General features: G+C 61.8%; 15 protein-coding genes. 6 read left to right on the forward strand and 9 right to left on the reverse strand.

What is annotated here, in order from left to right:
• The first annotated feature begins 206 nt into the window (after window positions 1-206).
• Entirely contained in the window at window positions 207-2,900 is a 2,694-nt protein-coding gene (gene mutS / locus O0879_RS12500) for a DNA mismatch repair protein MutS (RefSeq protein WP_289916725.1), read from the forward strand.
• Complete coding sequence (locus O0879_RS12505) at window positions 2,897-3,934, forward strand: hypothetical protein (RefSeq protein WP_289904012.1); 1,038 nt, start codon at window positions 2,897-2,899, stop codon at window positions 3,932-3,934. The genes mutS and O0879_RS12505 overlap by 4 nt, the downstream gene beginning before the upstream one ends.
• 169 nt (window positions 3,935-4,103) lie before the next feature.
• Here O0879_RS12505 and O0879_RS12510 read toward each other — a convergent pair whose 3' ends face one another.
• Complete coding sequence (locus O0879_RS12510) at window positions 4,104-4,655, reverse strand: peptidylprolyl isomerase (protein ID WP_099666953.1); 552 nt, start codon at window positions 4,653-4,655, stop codon at window positions 4,104-4,106.
• Window positions 4,656-4,748: 93 nt separating this feature from the next.
• Here O0879_RS12510 and O0879_RS12515 point away from each other — a divergent pair, with 93 nt between their 5' ends.
• Window positions 4,749-5,870 carry a cupin domain-containing protein gene (locus O0879_RS12515; RefSeq protein ID WP_251350385.1) on the forward strand — a complete coding sequence of 374 codons (1,122 nt, stop codon included), beginning with the start codon at window positions 4,749-4,751 and terminating at the stop codon, window positions 5,868-5,870.
• Window positions 5,871-6,223: 353 nt separating this feature from the next.
• Window positions 6,224-6,478, forward strand: a complete 255-nt coding sequence (locus O0879_RS12520) for a hypothetical protein (protein ID WP_034783358.1) — start codon at window positions 6,224-6,226, stop codon at window positions 6,476-6,478.
• Between the two features lie 171 nt (window positions 6,479-6,649).
• Here O0879_RS12520 and bamC read toward each other — a convergent pair whose 3' ends face one another.
• The 8 genes from bamC to O0879_RS12560 form a co-directional block, all read right to left on the reverse strand.
• On the reverse strand, window positions 6,650-7,843 hold the full coding sequence (gene bamC / locus O0879_RS12525; RefSeq protein ID WP_251350384.1) for an outer membrane protein assembly factor BamC: 1,194 nt from the start codon (window positions 7,841-7,843) through the stop codon (window positions 6,650-6,652).
• An 80-nt stretch (window positions 7,844-7,923) separates the two neighbouring features.
• Window positions 7,924-8,802 (reverse strand): 4-hydroxy-tetrahydrodipicolinate synthase, encoded by an 879-nt coding sequence (gene dapA, locus O0879_RS12530; RefSeq protein ID WP_099666950.1) that lies wholly within the window; start codon window positions 8,800-8,802, stop codon window positions 7,924-7,926.
• An 84-nt stretch (window positions 8,803-8,886) separates the two neighbouring features.
• The gene (locus tag O0879_RS12535) at window positions 8,887-9,459 is read right to left on the reverse strand and encodes a class I SAM-dependent methyltransferase (protein ID WP_099666949.1); all 573 of its coding nucleotides are present in this window, start codon (window positions 9,457-9,459) and stop codon (window positions 8,887-8,889) included.
• 42 nt (window positions 9,460-9,501) lie between these two features.
• Window positions 9,502-10,179, reverse strand: coding sequence for a site-2 protease family protein (locus O0879_RS12540; protein ID WP_289911080.1), 678 nt, complete (start codon window positions 10,177-10,179; stop codon window positions 9,502-9,504).
• Window positions 10,180-10,272: 93 nt separating this feature from the next.
• A complete protein-coding gene (locus O0879_RS12545) occupies window positions 10,273-10,896 on the reverse strand; it encodes an L-threonylcarbamoyladenylate synthase (RefSeq protein WP_077407642.1) in 624 nt (207 codons plus the stop codon).
• A gap of 38 nt (window positions 10,897-10,934) precedes the next feature.
• On the reverse strand, window positions 10,935-11,819 hold the full coding sequence (htpX, locus tag O0879_RS12550) for a protease HtpX (RefSeq protein ID WP_099666947.1): 885 nt from the start codon (window positions 11,817-11,819) through the stop codon (window positions 10,935-10,937).
• Window positions 11,820-12,032: 213 nt separating this feature from the next.
• Entirely contained in the window at window positions 12,033-12,866 is an 834-nt protein-coding gene (locus O0879_RS12555) for a 3',5'-nucleoside bisphosphate phosphatase (RefSeq protein WP_099666946.1), read from the reverse strand.
• A gap of 90 nt (window positions 12,867-12,956) precedes the next feature.
• Entirely contained in the window at window positions 12,957-13,832 is an 876-nt protein-coding gene (locus tag O0879_RS12560) for an alpha/beta hydrolase (RefSeq protein ID WP_251350382.1), read from the reverse strand.
• 206 nt (window positions 13,833-14,038) lie between these two features.
• On the opposite strand from O0879_RS12560, the gene O0879_RS12565 reads away from it, so the two are divergent.
• Complete coding sequence (locus O0879_RS12565; protein WP_070260363.1) at window positions 14,039-14,563, forward strand: gamma carbonic anhydrase family protein; 525 nt, start codon at window positions 14,039-14,041, stop codon at window positions 14,561-14,563.
• 4 nt (window positions 14,564-14,567) lie between these two features.
• Window positions 14,568-15,548, forward strand: a complete 981-nt coding sequence (gene hslO / locus O0879_RS12570) for an Hsp33 family molecular chaperone HslO (RefSeq protein WP_099666943.1) — start codon at window positions 14,568-14,570, stop codon at window positions 15,546-15,548.
• Window positions 15,549-15,597: the final 49 nt, after the last annotated feature.

The raw sequence follows: 15,597 nt of genomic DNA on the forward strand, positions 1-15,597 counted from the left end.
TAGCACTCTAGATAGGAAGCAGCGTACCTCCGGTCGATGCGGCTTTTTCACACCCGCACGCAATACGCCGCCCCACCCGCCGAAAGCGGTAAAATGACGGCCTTAACCCAAGCTGCGCCCACTGGCGCGGCCTGGCACGCACACAGCACCACCCACAGCCCGGCAGGCACGCATTTTACGGCCGCCGGACCAACGACAAAGAACACATGACCACCGTCCCCAAAGAAATCAACGCCGCCGCGGCAAAGAAGAATTCCGCTGAAAAGCTTACGCCAATGATGCAACAATATCTTGGTATTAAAGAAAACCACCCGACGATGCTGGTCTTCTACCGCATGGGCGATTTCTACGAACTGTTTTTCGAAGATGCGGAAAAAGCCTCGCGCCTGCTGGGCATTACCCTGACGGCGCGCGGCGTGGCCAGCGGCAACCCGATTAAAATGTGCGGCGTGCCGTTTCATTCGCTCGATGGTTACCTGGCCAAGCTGGTCAAGCTGGGTGAGTCGGTGGCCATTTGCGAACAGATCGGCGATCCGGCCACCAGCAAGGGCCCCGTCGAGCGCAAGGTCATGCGCGTCGTCACGCCTGGCACCCTGACGGATGCGGACTTGCTGCCCGAGAAGGCCGAGCGCCCGCTGCTGGCCATGTGCAGCATCACGCAGCGCAAGACGGTCACCACGGGCCTGGCCTGGCTGTCGCTGGCCAGCGGAGCGCTGAAACTGATGGAGTTTTCCGGCGACAGCGCCACCGTGGCCGTGCGCCTGCAGCAGGAATTGGAACGCATCGTGCCGGCCGAAATCTTGAGCGGCGACAACGGCAACCTGTTCGACGACTACGCAGGCACGCACATCAACCGCGTGCCGGACTGGCATTTCGACGTGGTCGGCGGCCACAAGGCCCTGCTCGACCAATTGGGCGTGGCGACCCTGACGGGTTTTGGCGCCGATGGCCTCGGCGCCGCGTTCGGCGCGGCCGGCGCGCTGCTGCGCTATGCGCAATCGACGCAGGGGCGCGGCTTGCAGCACGTGCGCTCGTTGATCACGGAAACGGAAAGCGAATTCATCGGCCTGGATGCGGCCACGCGCCGCAACCTGGAATTGACGGAAACCATCCGCGGCCAGGAATCGCCGACGCTGTTTTCCCTGCTGGATCATTGCCGCACGGCCATGGGTTCGCGCATGCTGCGCCACTGGCTGCACCATGCGCGGCGCGACCAGAACGTGGCCCGCGCGCGCCATGAAGCGATCGCCGCGCTGGCGCAAAGCGAAGCGGCGGGGCCATTGGCCGCCACCCTGGCGCAAGTGCCCGACATCGAACGCATCACCACGCGCATCGCCCTGCTGTCGGCCCGTCCGCGCGACCTGGCCGCCCTGCGCGACGGCTTGCTGCAACTGCCGGCCCTGCGCGGCGACGTGGTGCGCTGTTATGGCCATGGCCAGGGCGGCGAAAGCGGCTTGCTGGCCGCCATCCACGGAGCGCTGGCCACGCCGACGGCCTGCCTGGACTTGCTGGTGCGCGCCGTGGCGCAGGAACCGGCCGCCATGGTGCGCGACGGCGGCGTCTTTGCCACCGGTTTCGACGCGGAACTCGATGAATTGCGCGCGCTGTCGGAAAACGCGGGCCAGTTCCTGCTCGACCTGGAAACGCGCGAACGCGCACGCACGGGCATCGCCAACCTGCGCGTCGAATACAACAAGGTGCATGGCTTCTACATCGAAGTCACGCACGGCCAGACGGACAAGGTGCCGGACGACTACCGCCGCCGCCAGACCCTGAAAAACGCCGAGCGCTACATCACGCCCGAACTGAAAGTGTTCGAAGACAAGGCCCTGTCGGCGCAAGACAAGGCGCTGGTGCGCGAAAAGATGCTGTACGACCTGCTGCTGGCCGAGCTGGCGCCGCACATCGGCACCCTGCAGACGATTGCGCAAGGCCTGGCCCAGCTCGATACCCTGAATGCGCTGACGGAACATGCGCAACAGCACAACTGGGCCGCGCCGCAACTGGTCGACGAGCCGTGCATCAACATCGTCGAAGGCCGCCACCCCGTGGTGGAAAAGCAGATCGAACGCTTCATCGCCAACGATTGCCGCTTCGTCAACGAGCGCCGGCTGCTCTTGATCACCGGCCCGAACATGGGCGGTAAATCGACCTTCATGCGCCAGGTGGCCTTGATCACCCTGCTGGCCTACGTGGGCAGCTACGTGCCGGCCGCGTCCGCCACCATCGGCCCCATCGACCGCATCTTCACGCGCATCGGCGCCACCGACGACCTGGCGGGCGGACGCTCGACCTTCATGGTGGAAATGACGGAATCGGCCGCCATCCTGAACGGCGCCACCGAGCATTCCTTGGTACTGATGGATGAAGTGGGCCGCGGCACCTCCACCTTCGACGGCCTGGCCCTGGCGTGGGCCATCGCGCGCCATTTGATCGACACCAGCCGTAGTTTCACCCTGTTTGCCACACATTACTTTGAGCTGACGCAATTGCCGGACAGTCACCCGAGCGCCGCCAACGTGCATTTGTCCGCCGTCGAGCACAAGGACAGCATCGTCTTCCTGCACGCCGTGCAAGCCGGTCCCGCCTCGCAAAGCTATGGCTTGCAGGTGGCGCAACTGGCCGGCGTGCCGCAGCCCGTGATCAAGGCAGCGCGCAAGCACCTGGCGCGCCTGGAAGCGCAGGCGCTCGACGCCACGCCGCAACGCGACCTGTTCGCGCTGCCCTCCGCCGATCCGTATGCGCAAGAGGAAGAAGAGGAAGCCGCGGCGCCGCTGGCCGCGCTGAACGCGGCGCAGCAAGCCTTGCTCGACGCCATCGCCGACCTCGATCCCGATGCGCTCACGCCGCGCGACGCGCTGGAACAGCTGTATCAATTGAAACGGCTGGCCGCCGCATGACCTGCCGGCGCAGCTCGATACGCCTGCTGGCCGCCGGCTTGCTCGCTGCCAGCCTGCCATGGCAAGCGGCGGTGGCGGCCCCCGCCGACCAGGCCGGCTTCGAGTTTGCCGTACTGGGCCATTCCTTCAACGCGGGGCCGGACGATGGCCCCCTGAAAAAAGCCATCGCCGACACGAGCGCCTTCAATGCGTCGTTCGTCGTGGCCACCGGCATCAAGGCCGCCAGCGAATCGTGCAGCGACAAGCTGTATGGCCAGCGCAAGGACTTGCTCGACGCCAGCGGCCCGCCGCTGATCGTCTCGCTGTCGGCAAGCGACTGGGCCAACTGCCGCAATTCGCGCGGCAGGGTCAACGCCATCGAACGCCTGAACCGCTTGCGCGACGTGTATTTCGCCGATGACCAGAGCCTGGGCCAGCACAAGCTGACCCTGTCGCGACTGTCATCGACGGCAAAATTCCGCAGCTATGCGGAAAATGCCCACTGGGAATACGGCGGCGTGCTGTTTGCCACCGTGAATCTGCCCGCGAATAACAACCATTTCCTGCCGGAAGCGGGACGCAACAGCGAATTCGAAGACCGCCTGGTCGCCAACCGTTCCTGGCTACAACGCCTGTTCGCCATGGCGCAGCGCAAGCAGCTCGACGGCATCGTGCTGTTTTCCGATGGCGACGTGGGCGTGCTGGACGAAGACGACAATTCGCTGCTGCCCAGCTTCAGTTCGAAACAGGATGGCTTTGCCGGACCGCGCAAGCAGATCCGCACTTTGGCCAAGAAGTTCAGCGGCAAGGTGTTATTGGTCGATACGCAGCGCGATGGCGACGCGGATGGCAAGGAGGGAAAAAGTAAAAAGGCCGCAGCCAGGGCAGGCGGGCCGAAAATCAGCTGGAAAGGCAACCTGGGCCACGTCAGCATCGACAACGACTGGTCCGCCATCGCCGTCCGGCCCGGCAAGACCCCATTCTTTGAGGTACGTCAACGCGCCACGCGGCCATCGACGCAAGCGCGAACCAAGGCGTCGACGCTGCGCCGATAAAATAAAGGCCGGCACGCAGCCAGCCTTTATCTAACAAACAACAGACGTCACGACGCCTGACAAAACCGTAGCGAGCGGCAGTGATTTGTGGCCGAGAAGCGCAACCGTACTCTAGTACGGTGAGCATCGCCGGCCGCAAAGCGCGCCGCGCAGTAGGTTTGGTCAGGTGTTAATGAATAGGGTGGGTGCGGAAGTGATCGCCCTCTTCGCCTTCGCCTTCATCATCTTCATCGCCATGGTCATGGCCGTGTGCGCCATGCACGTGGCCATGGGCGATTTCTTCTTCGGTGGCTTCGCGCACGTCGGCGACGGTCAGCGAGAAGCGCAGCGCGATGCCGGCCAGTGGATGGTTGCCGTCCAGCACGACCTTGTCGTCGGCGATATCGGTGACCGTGAAGATCATCGCTTCTTCATCCGGTGAATCGCTTTCCGGCATGCCTTCGAACTGCATGCCCACTTCCAGCGGCTCAGGCAGGCGATTGCGCGGCTCGACCTTCACCAGGGCGGGATCGTATTCACCGAAAGCATCATCCGGTTCGATCTGGATCGTGTTGGAATAGCCAACTTCCTTGCCGTCGAGCTCTTCTTCGATCTTCGGCAGGGTGTTTTCATAATCACCGTGCAGGTAGACCATCGGCTGACGGCCGTCTTCGATCAGATTGTCTTGCGCGTCTGACAGTTTGTAGTTGACAGTCACGACCGTATTTTTGGCAATCTTCATTATGCTTCCTTTCATTGTATAAGCTGGCAAATTATACCTTCACGCCGCCAACGGCAGGCGCATTCCTGCATTTCCGGTTGTTATAATGGGCGCATGAAAACATTAACTCTCCTCGGCGATATCACGCCGGCGCAATTCCTGCGCGACTACTGGCATAAAAAACCCTTGTTGATCCGTCAAGCCGTGCCTGGCTTCAAGGCGCTGTTCGATTTCAAGGCCCTGGCCGAGCTGGCTACCCTCGATCACGTCGAATCGCGCCTGGTCAGCCATGCGGACGGCCACTGGAACATGCAGCAAGGCCCTTTGACCAGCCTGCCTTCGCTGAAACAGAAGGAATGGACCCTGCTGGTGCAGGGCGCCAACCTGCACAGCGCCAAGGCTGACGCCCTGCTGCGCCAGTTCCGCTTCCTGCCGGACGCGCGCCTGGACGACCTGATGGTCAGCTTCGCCACCGATGGCGGCGGCGTGGGCCCGCATTTCGATTCCTATGACGTATTCCTGCTGCAAGGCCAGGGCAAGCGCCACTGGCGCATCGGCGCACAGAAAGACCTGAGCCTGATCGACGGCTTGCCGCTGAAAATCCTCAGCAACTTCACGCCCGATGAAGAATTCACGCTGGAACCGGGCGACATGCTGTATCTGCCGCCCCACTACGCGCACGACGGCGTGGCCATCGGCGATTGCCAGACGTATTCGATCGGCTTCCGCTCGCCCACGTTCCAGGAGCTGGGCGAAGCGTTCCTGCAATTCATGGCCGACTCGATCGACTTGCCAGGCATTTACAGCGATCCGGACTTGAAAGCGTCGGGCAAACCGGCGGAAATCCCCCGTGAAATGCTCAGCACCATCGCAGAAGAAATGAACAAGGTGCGCTTCACGGAAGAAGACGTGACCATTTTCCTCGGTGAACACCTGTCGGAACCGAAACACAATGTATTTTTCACGCCGCTGTCCAAGCCGCTGACGGTAGGCCGCTTCGCGGACGCCGCACAGAAAAAGGGGGTCGTGTTGTCGCGCAAGACCCTGATGCTGTATCGTGGCAAGAATGTCTTCATCAATGGCGAATCGTTTGCCATTGGCAAGGCCGATAAAGCGGCCCTGGAAACCCTGGCCAACGAACGCGCCCTCGATGGCGCCGCCGTGGCCCAGGCTTCCGATGACGTGATGGATGCGTTATATACGTGGTATCAGGATGGCTGGCTCGAACTGGCTTGAATGGGGGCGGCGTAGCAAAGTGGTATTACAGTAGGTAAAATAACAGCATCTGCGTTAGCGCAATAAAACATATTATTTTTATATCGTTTTGTCGCGCTTTCGCAAATCGCTTACACTTGCTTGCAATTTGCTTCGGCAAATATTGCGATATCACAAAATAGTTGCGAATTTGCCTCTTGCTCCTATTGCGACGCACCAAAAATCGCTATAATATTCGGTTAGGAAGTTTCCGTTGTCTGGCAGGCACCACCTGGTACGAAAAGCCTTCGAAGACGACCTAACGAGCGATAATTACCGGTAATTATTCATCGCAACAATATTGATTTATTTTTTGAAATAATTAAGGAAAACAAATGAAAAAATCCCTGCTGATCGCCTCCCTGATGGTTGTTGCTCTGGCTGCTTGCAGCAAAAAAGAAGAAGCTCCTGCACCAGCACCAGTAGTTGAAACCCCAGCACCAGCACCAGCAGTTGAAGCTGCTCCAGCTGCTGCTGCTGACGCTGCTGCTTCGGCCGCTACCGACGCTGCTGCTGCTGCTTCGGCTGCCGCTTCGGCCGCTACCGACGCTGCTTCGGCTGCTTCGGCTGCTGCATCGGCTGCTAAGTAATTTAGCACCCTGCACTAGGAAAAGCCGACCTTCGGGTCGGCTTTTTTGCGTCCGGCGTTTTATCCGCAGGATATAAGGCCGGACGCAGGCAATAAAAAAGGCTGCGCCGGTTTCCCGGATCAGCCTTTTTTATTGCGCGGCAGGTTGCGATACCCGCCGCGAATACACCGTTTACTTCAGCTGCTCGTTCAGCAAGCCCAGGATCTTCTCGGCCACTGGCGAGACGTCGGGCTGGCCTTCGTTGCTGAGAATGCTGACCAGGCTGGTCGAGCCATTGCCGGCCTTGACCAGGACGCGGTAGCGCTGCGCTTCCTTGTCCTTGTCGGACGACGAACCCCAGCTGAACAGTTTCGAGAAGAAACCATCCTTCTTGACCGCGTCCGGATCGACGTAACGCACGAAATACGTGCCTTGCGTGCGGTCGCGGTCTTCCACGGTGAAGCCGACGCGGTCCAGCGCCAGGCCGACACGGCGCCAGGCGCGGTCGAAACCTTCATCGACTTCGATGGCGCGCGCTGGCGTGGCGGCGTCGCCCACCAGCTTGGCGTGCAGCGGCTGCACGATGGCGCCATCAACGGCTGTCTTCGCTTGTGCTTCATCGCTGGCCGCGCCCAGGCGCGTCATCAGCTTGGCCAGGAATTGCGCTTCCAGGCCCGGATCGTTGGGACGCGCGGTCCAGGTGGTGGTTTCCTTGTCGCGGCCCGTGACGACCTCTTCCACGCCACGGTGGCTGATGTAGATCTCGGTCGAACCATCAGCCAGACGCTCCACGCGGGTACGGAACTTGTCTTTTTCACCAGTCGAGTACATCGAATCGAAGGCCTTGCCGATGGTGTTGCGGATAAAGTCTTGCGGCAGCTTGGCGCGGTTCTCGTTCCACTCGGTTTCCATGATGCCAGCCGTAGGCTGGTCGATGGCGACGGTAAAGCCCGAATCTTCCCAGAATTGCTTGAGTTGCGGCCACAGCACTTCAGGCGACTGCTTGACGACCAGCCAGCGCTGGTTGCCCGCGCGCTCGACCTTCACGCCACCGGCCGTGACGGGCACGACACCCACCACGCCGTCGGCGCCCACGATGACGGGCGTGCCGGCCGTGGCGTTGCGCTGCGCGTTGTAGCCGGAAGCCGTGGCCACGCCGTTTTTCGAATCCGGCAAGGAATAACGGTTGTCCTGCTGCAATTGCGTCAGGTCAGGCGGCACGTCCAGGGTGCTGGCTTTCTTGACCGACTTGTAGTCGACCTTGTCGCCGCCGACTACCGAACTGATCATGCCGCAGCCCGCGAGGCTGGCTGCGACGGCGCCGATGACGATGCCGCGGACGGCGATGGTGGCAGGCGCCGGTTTGGTTTTCTTGCAATTAGTCATGTCGTAACTGGATAAGAAGCTAAGTAGCAGCTGGAATCAGGAAAGGTCCGGACTGGTCAAGCCCGGGCTTGAAGTTCGGCTTAAGACAGGATGCCAGCGTCGCGCAAGGCATCGCGCACGGTGGCATGGCAATTTTCAGCCAGCGGCACCAGTGGCAAGCGTATGCCGGCTGGCATCAGGCCCATTTCGGCCAGCGCCCATTTGACGGGCACCGGGTTGGGCTCGACAAACAATTTCTGGTGCAAAGGGAACACTTTGTTATTGATGGCAATCGCCGTGGCGCGCTCGCCCGCCATGGCTGCCACGCACAGTTCGTGCATGGCGCGCGGCGCAACGTTGGCCGTCACGGAAATGTTGCCGTGGCCGCCGCAGAACATCAGCGCCATGGCCGTCGGATCGTCGCCCGAGTACACGGCGAAGTCCGCTGGAACCAGGCGCAGCAGGTCGATGCCGCGGCCGATATTGCCGGTCGCATCTTTCACGCCGACGATATTCGGGATGGCGGACAGGCGCACGATGGTCTCGTTGCTCATGTCGGCAACCGTGCGGCCAGGCACGTTGTACAGGATGACGGGAATGTCGACGGCTTCGGCGATGGCCTTGAAGTGCTGGTACATGCCTTCCTGGGTAGGACGGTTGTAGTACGGCACCACTTGCAAGACAGCATCGGCGCCCGCTTCTTTCGCGTAGCGCGTCAGTTTGATGGCCTCGGCCGTGGAGTTGCCTCCGGCGCCGGCGATGATAGGAATGCGTCCCTTGGCATGTTCGACGGTCAACTGGATCAGTTCGCAGTGTTCTTCCACGCTGACTGTTGCCGATTCGCCCGTCGTGCCAACGATGACGATGCCGTCCGTACCCTCGGCGATATGCCAGTCGATCAGCTTGCGCAGACCTGGAAAGTCCAGACTGCCGTCTGCGTGCATCGGGGTGACGATTGCTACAATGCTGCCCTTGATCATAGTAAGTTTATAGCGCCGATAAATAAAACAACGATTGTAGCGGATAGCCCGCGCCTGTGGTGCATTCTGACATAGTATGGCCGCTCAAAACGTCGGCAGCAGGGCTGCCAACCGTGGAAAATCCGGCCGGACGGCGCAAATTCGTTGCACCAGAGCAGCTTTTGGCTGTTCCACGCGCCCATCCTCATACGCTACCACACGCAAGCCGTGCTGCACCGCCCAGGTCAGCATTTCGCCTTCCTTCAGCAGGAATTTCGGATTCGACGGCTTGCCGAACTGCTCATTGCCCTCGGCAAACGTTTCATACAGCAGCACGCCATCGGGCGCCAGGCTGGCCACCATGGCTTCCAGCAGCGGCCGGTGCAGATAATTGGTGACGACGATGCCGGCAAAGCGGCCGGGAGCGAAAGGCCACACGGCGCCCGGCGCTTCCAGGTCCACCAGCGAAGTGGTGATGCCCGTGCCAGCCGCCTTTTCCAGCATTTCCGGATCATGGTCGAGCGCGATCACGGGGTGGCCCAGGCTTACCAGGTGGCGCGCGTGGCGGCCTGCGCCGCAGGCCAGGTCCAGCACCTCGCCGCCCGGGATCAGGGGCGCCCAGCGACGCAGCCAGCCGGAAATCGCTTCGGTTTCTAATATTGGTTCAGTTACTTGCATCGGTACTTCCATCAATTATGTGCGTACATCCAGTTGCGGGCATCAAGTCAATATCGCCGTCAGGGGCGTGACCAGGGTGACAAAAATGCCGATGACAAATTCGATCGCCGCCAGCAAGGCGCGGTTCAAGATGCCCGTGTACATCAGCAGCACCAGGGCGCCGAAGACATACAGGCTGTAGCGCTCGATGCTGGCGTAAGGGCGCGCCAGCTGCATCGGCAGCAAGCCCGTCATGATGCGTCCGCCATCGAGGGGCGGCACGGGAATCAGGTTAAAGACGAACATGGCCGCATTCACGCTGACGCCGGCGCCCGCCATCTTGCGGAAAAACATGCCCATTTCCGTCGGCGGCAGGACGCTGAGCACGACAAAAGCGATCATCCAGCCCAGGCCCATGACGAAATTGGCGCCAGGCCCGGCAAACGCCACCCAGGCCATCTGCTTCTTCGGATTGCGCAGGCGGCTGAAATCGACGGGCACCGGCTTGGCATAGCCGAACGGCACCTGGATCGTGAAATACAGCATCAAGGGCAGCAAGATCGTGCCGAAAGGGTCGATATGCCGCATGGGATTGAGGCTCAGCCTGCCCTCGTTCGAGGCTGTGGGGTCGCCGAAATAGCGGGCCGCGTAGCCGTGCGCCGCCTCATGCAGGGAAATGGCAAACAGCACCGGCACCAGGTAGACCGCAACGGTCTGGACTATCGTATTGAAATCGCTCATGACCGCGATTCTACCAGAGGCGAACTAGGCTCTTTCTTACGTTGTCATTAAGAACAGGTGAAGACCGGCGCCAGCACGGGCGTGCGATGCCGCCTACAAACCCAGCACGGCCGGGTCGCCCCGTCCCACGCGCACCACTTCCGGCTCCGGCCCCGTCAGGTCGATCACGGTGCTGGGACCATGCGCGCAGACGCCGCCGTCGACGATCAGGTCGACCAGTTTTTCCAGCCGTTCGCGGATCGTGTCGGCATCCGTCAGGCTGTCTTCGTCGCCCGGCAAGGTCAGGGTTGCACCCAGCAGGGGCTGGCCCAGCTCTTCCAGCAGGCATTGCACGATGCGGTGCTGCGGCACGCGCAGGCCGATGGTCTTGCGCGAAGGATGACTGAGGCGGCGCGGCACTTCCTTCGTCGCTTCCAGGATGAACGTGTAGGCGCCGGGTGTGGCCGCCTTGAGCAGGCGGAACTGGCGGTTGTCCACCCGGGCGTACACGCCCAGCTCGCTCAAGTCGCGGCACAGCAAGGTCAAATGGTGCTTTTCATCCACGCCACGGATGCGGCGCAGGCGCTCGACGGCGCCCTTGTCGTCGAGCTGGCACACCAGCGCGTAGCAGGAGTCGGTGGGCAAGGCCACCACGCCGCCGGACTGGATGATCTGCGCCGCCTGCTTGATCAGGCGCAATTGCGGATTGTCGGGGTGAATATGAAAAAATTGACTCATGTGTAAGCGTTCTGGCGAACCAGCTTGTTAAGTTGGCATTATTGTACGCTGCGCAGCGCGGCGATGCGTTGTTCCAGCGGCGGATGGGTGGCGAACAGCGCGCCCCAGCCGCCATTGCCGCCGCTGATGCCCAGCGCCTGCATCGATTGCGGCAACTCGCCCGGCGGCACGCCGCCCAGGCGGGCCAGCGCATGCATCATCGGCGTGGGGCTGCCCAGCAGCTTGGCGGAACCGGCGTCGGCGCGGAATTCGCGCTGGCGCGAGAACCAGGCCACGATGATGGAAGCGAGCAAGCCGAAGATCACTTCGCACACCATCACGGTCACAAAGTAACCGATGCCGCGTCCGCCGCCTTCGCGGTTGTTATTTTTCAACAGGACATTGTCGACAAAGAAACCCACCACGCGGGCCATGAAGACGACGAAGGTATTCACCACGCCCTGGATCAGGGTCAAGGTGACCATGTCGCCATTCGCCACGTGGGCGATCTCGTGGCCCAGCACGGCTTCCACTTCATCGCGGTTCATGCTTTGCAGCAAGCCCGTGGACACGGCCACCAGCGCCGAATTCTTGAAGGCGCCCGTGGCGAACGCATTCGCGTCGCCTTCGTACACGGCCACTTCCGGCATGCCGATGCCGGCCCGCTCGGACAGCGCGCGCACGGTGTTGACCAGCCACAACTCCGTCGACGACGTCGGATTGTCGATCACGCGCGCACCCGTGCTCCACTTGGCCATGGGTTTGCTGATCAACAGCGAAAAGATCGAGCCCGTGAAGCCCACCACCAGCGAAAACACCAGCAGGCTGCCCAGGTTCAGGGTACTGCCGCGCGCCGGATTGCCCACGCCCAGCAAACTGAGCACGAGCGACAGCACCAGCATCACGGCCAGGTTGGTTGCAATAAACAGGACGATACGTTTCATGGACGATGGCTCCGGATGACTATGTATAACAAGAATAACAAAAAGATATGCACGCTAACGCAGATTTCAAGCAGCGACACGACGGCGCATCGGCAGCCAGGAAAATCGTCGCGAGCGGCAGTGATTTGTGGCCGAGAAGCGCAACCGTACTGGAGTACGGTGAGCATCGCCGGCCGCAAAGCGCGCCGCGCAGCAGATTTGCCTGGCTGTCAGCTAAAACCAGTCGTGCCAGATTGGCGTGACATTCGATGGCAATGGCGGCAACATGGCAAAATCCACGCGCGACTCGCCCGGCGCATGGAAATCCGTGCCGCGCGAGGCGAGGAAGCCGTAGGCGTTGGCCAGCTGCGCGTATTCCGGATACTGGTCCGGGCTGTGGCTGCCCGTGACGACTTCGATGGCCACGCCGCCGAGTTGCTTGAATTCATCGAACAGCACGCCTTGCGCCATGTCGCTGAAGCGGTAGCGGCCCGGATGGGCGATGACGGCCACGCCGCCCGCGCCGCGGATCCAGCCGACCGCTTCGGCCAGGGTGGCCCAGCGGTGCTCGACGTAGCCCGGCTTGCCTTCCGACAGGTATTTCTTGAACACGTCGGGAATGTTCGCGCATTTCCCCGTTTCCACGATGTAACGGGCAAAGTGCGTGCGCGACATCAGGTCCGGGTTGCCCACGAATTTCAAGGCCCCTTCATAGGCGTCGGGGATGCCGGCCAGGTCCAGCTGGCGGGCGATTTCGCGGCCGCGCGCGTCGCGTCCCGAACGCGTGCGGTGCAAGCCCTGCACGAGACCCGGATTGTTTTCATCGACTTGCAAGCCGACGATGTGCACGGTTTCGCCGGCCCACGTAATGGAAATTTCCACGCCGGCCACGAAGCGCATGCCCAGGTCCAGCGCGGCCGTGCGCGCAGCGGCGACGCCGGACACTTCATCGTGGTCCGTCAGCGCCCACACGTCCACGCCCGCCTTGCGCGCGTAAGCGGCCACGGCGGCCGGTGACAGCACGCCGTCGGAGATATTCGAATGACAATGCAGGTCGACTTTAAGCATGTGAAAACAATACCCTGCACGGGCTCAGCATGGAAGAAGTTTTCATTGTACGCTGCTTGGCCAATCGCGCTGCAGCGTTCCCGACACACATCAGGCCAAAAACGCTTCCACCAGCCGCGCCAGTGCCTGCGGCTGATCATGATGCAGCATGTGGCCCGCATCCGCCATCATCTCGCAGCGCACATCCTTGATGCAGGCCAAACGCCGGTCGATTTCGATGCGCGCCTGTTCCTTTGGCCCCATCCATTGCCACATATTCGTGTCATCGGCCTCCACCCACAGCACGGGCGCCGTGATGCGGCGCCAGCACGCCATCACTTCTTCCACCTGGTACAGGATGGGATTGACCCGCTTGTGCTGCGGATCGCCCAGGATATCCCACTCGCCCGCCTCGTTGCGCGCCGACCAGTGTTCGGCCAGGAAAGCGGCGCGCTCGTCCGGCAGGCGCGGATTGGTCTTTTGCAGGCGCTCAGCCACGGCGCGCTGCGAAGGATAGCTGCGCATGGCGGGCGGCTCGCGCAATTCGTCCAGCCACTTGGCGTAGCGGCCCGGCGCCTGCTCCGGCTGCGTTGCCATCATGCCGAAGCCTTCCAGGTTGATGAAGCGGCTGATGCGCTCCGGGCGCACGCCCGCGTACAGACCGGCCACGTTGGCACCCATGCTGTGGCCCAGCAGGTTGACGGGCGCGTCCGGCGAATAATGCAGCAGCATGGCGTCCAGGTCGGCCAGGTAGTCGGGGAACCAGTAGGTGTCCGATTGCGTGTAGTCGCTGAGGCCAAAGCCGCGCCAGTCGGGCGCGATCACGTGCCAGTCGCCCTGCAACTCGTCGACGACGAACTGGAACGAGGCGGCCACGTCCATCCAGCCGTGCACCATGAACAGGATGGGCGCGCCTTCGCGGCCCCAATGGCGCACATGCGTACGGGCGCCGCGGATGTTGATGAATTCGGAACGGGAAAGTTTCATGGGTTTCATCGGATGCCTGCCTTGAAAGTGGCGCAGATGGCGCCACATGCTGTGTCTGTAGATAGGGCGCACATAAAAGTACGACCGTTCGATAATTATACCGGATTAGCGGCCGGCGCTCGGACTTGCCCTGCAACAGCGTAAAATAGCGCAAAACTTCCGCGTCCGGCCGTGCCCGGCGCTTCCACCACCGCCACAGGCTAACGATGACACTCTACCAATTGGGCGCCGATGCGCCGCTGATTGATGCTTCCGCTTTTGTTGCCGACACGGCCAACGTGATCGGCAAGGTGACCCTGGAAGCGAATACGTCCGTATGGTTCGGCGCCACGATCCGCGGCGACAACGAACGCATCACCGTGGGCGCCAACAGCAATGTGCAGGAAGGCGCCGTGCTGCACACGGACCCGGGCTACCCGCTGGACATCGGCCGGAACGTGACCATCGGCCACCAGGCGATGCTGCATGGCTGCACGATCGGCGATGGCGCCCTGGTCGGCATCCAGGCCGTGATCCTGAACGGCGCGAAGATCGGCAAGAACTGCCTGGTCGGCGCGGGCGCGCTGGTCACGGAAGGCAAGGAATTTCCCGACAATATGCTGATCATCGGCTCACCGGCGAAAGCCGTGCGGGCCCTGACGGCAGACGATATCACCAGGCTACAAGGCAACGCCGTGAACTATGTGCAACGCGGCCAGCTATTTAATACGCAACTCAAGAAGATTGGATAAGAGAATGACGACTGAAACCACGGGCGCAATCAGCGCAGCCGTTAGCGGCCAGGATACCCTGCAAAAATTTATTTTCGACAACGCCGCCGTGCGCGGCCAGTTCATCGACGTTTCGACCACGTGGCAGGAAGTGGTGTCGCGCCACGCCTACCCGACGGCCGTGAAAAAAGTGCTGGGCGAAATGGTGGCCGCCGCCGCCCTGCTGTCGGCCAACCTGAAATTCAACGGTTCCATCATCATGCAAATCCATGGCGACGGCCCCGTGCGCCTGATGGTGGTCGAGTGCGACTCCGACCTGCGCCTGCGCGCCACGGCCAAGCTGGACCCGGACGCCACCATTCCCGACGTGGCGACCGTGCCGCAATTGCTCAACGCCACGGGCAAGGGCCGCTTCATCATCACCCTGGATCCGGCCGACAAGGTGCCGGGCCAGCAACCGTACCAGGGCATCGTGCCGCTGGACGGCGATGACATGGCCACCGTGATCGAAAACTACATGTTGCGCTCGGAACAGCTGGACACCCGCTTGTGGCTGGCCACGGACGACAGCGTCTCGCGCGGCCTGCTGCTGCAAAAGCTGCCCCACCATGGCGGCAAGGCCGAAGCGACGCCCGTCTCGGAAGAAGACGCGCTGGACACGTGGAACCGCGCAGTGATGCTGGCGTCGACCCTGAAAGAGGCGGAAATCCTGTCGACGGACATCGATACCCTGATGCAGCGCCTGTTCTGGGAAGAAACGATCCGCGTCTTCGACCCGCTGCACCCGAGCTTCCATTGCACTTGCACGCGCGAAAAAGTGGGCAATATGCTCAAGATGCTGGGCGAGGAAGAAGTCAACAGCACCCTGGAAGAAGTGGGCCAGGTGGGCGTGAACTGCGATTTCTGCGGCCAGCACTATGAATTCGACAAGGTCGATTGCGCGCAGCTGTTCATCACGGATGCGCCGGCCGAAGTCTTGATTCCCCCCGCGGCAAGTATTAACTAATTGTAATAATCCCCGCGCCGCCCCTCAGGCGGCGCAATTGTTTCTGCTG

The sequence above is a fragment of the Janthinobacterium sp. SUN120 genome (genome assembly GCF_030397735.1).
Classification (GTDB): Bacteria; Pseudomonadota; Gammaproteobacteria; order Burkholderiales; family Burkholderiaceae_D; genus Janthinobacterium; species Janthinobacterium kumbetense.

Bases quoted from the DNA above. Each gene is read 5' to 3' on its own strand.
- O0879_RS12505 (WP_289904012.1), top strand. From the start codon at position 2,897: ATGACCTGCCGGCGCAGCTCGATACGCCTGCTGGCCGCCGGCTTGCTC.
- O0879_RS12545 (WP_077407642.1), bottom strand. From the start codon at position 10,896: ATGAGTCAATTTTTTCATATTCACCCCGACAATCCGCAATTGCGCCTG.
- dapA (WP_099666950.1), bottom strand. From the start codon at position 8,802: ATGATCAAGGGCAGCATTGTAGCAATCGTCACCCCGATGCACGCAGAC.
- bamC (WP_251350384.1), bottom strand. From the start codon at position 7,843: ATGACTAATTGCAAGAAAACCAAACCGGCGCCTGCCACCATCGCCGTC.
- mutS (WP_289916725.1), top strand. From the start codon at position 207: ATGACCACCGTCCCCAAAGAAATCAACGCCGCCGCGGCAAAGAAGAAT.
- htpX (WP_099666947.1), bottom strand. From the start codon at position 11,819: ATGAAACGTATCGTCCTGTTTATTGCAACCAACCTGGCCGTGATGCTG.
- O0879_RS12510 (WP_099666953.1), bottom strand. From the start codon at position 4,655: ATGAAGATTGCCAAAAATACGGTCGTGACTGTCAACTACAAACTGTCA.
- O0879_RS12515 (WP_251350385.1), top strand. From the start codon at position 4,749: ATGAAAACATTAACTCTCCTCGGCGATATCACGCCGGCGCAATTCCTG.
- hslO (WP_099666943.1), top strand. From the start codon at position 14,568: ATGACGACTGAAACCACGGGCGCAATCAGCGCAGCCGTTAGCGGCCAG.
- O0879_RS12565 (WP_070260363.1), top strand. From the start codon at position 14,039: ATGACACTCTACCAATTGGGCGCCGATGCGCCGCTGATTGATGCTTCC.
- O0879_RS12520 (WP_034783358.1), top strand. From the start codon at position 6,224: ATGAAAAAATCCCTGCTGATCGCCTCCCTGATGGTTGTTGCTCTGGCT.
- O0879_RS12555 (WP_099666946.1), bottom strand. From the start codon at position 12,866: ATGCTTAAAGTCGACCTGCATTGTCATTCGAATATCTCCGACGGCGTG.
- O0879_RS12535 (WP_099666949.1), bottom strand. From the start codon at position 9,459: ATGCAAGTAACTGAACCAATATTAGAAACCGAAGCGATTTCCGGCTGG.
- O0879_RS12540 (WP_289911080.1), bottom strand. From the start codon at position 10,179: ATGAGCGATTTCAATACGATAGTCCAGACCGTTGCGGTCTACCTGGTG.
- O0879_RS12560 (WP_251350382.1), bottom strand. From the start codon at position 13,832: ATGAAACTTTCCCGTTCCGAATTCATCAACATCCGCGGCGCCCGTACG.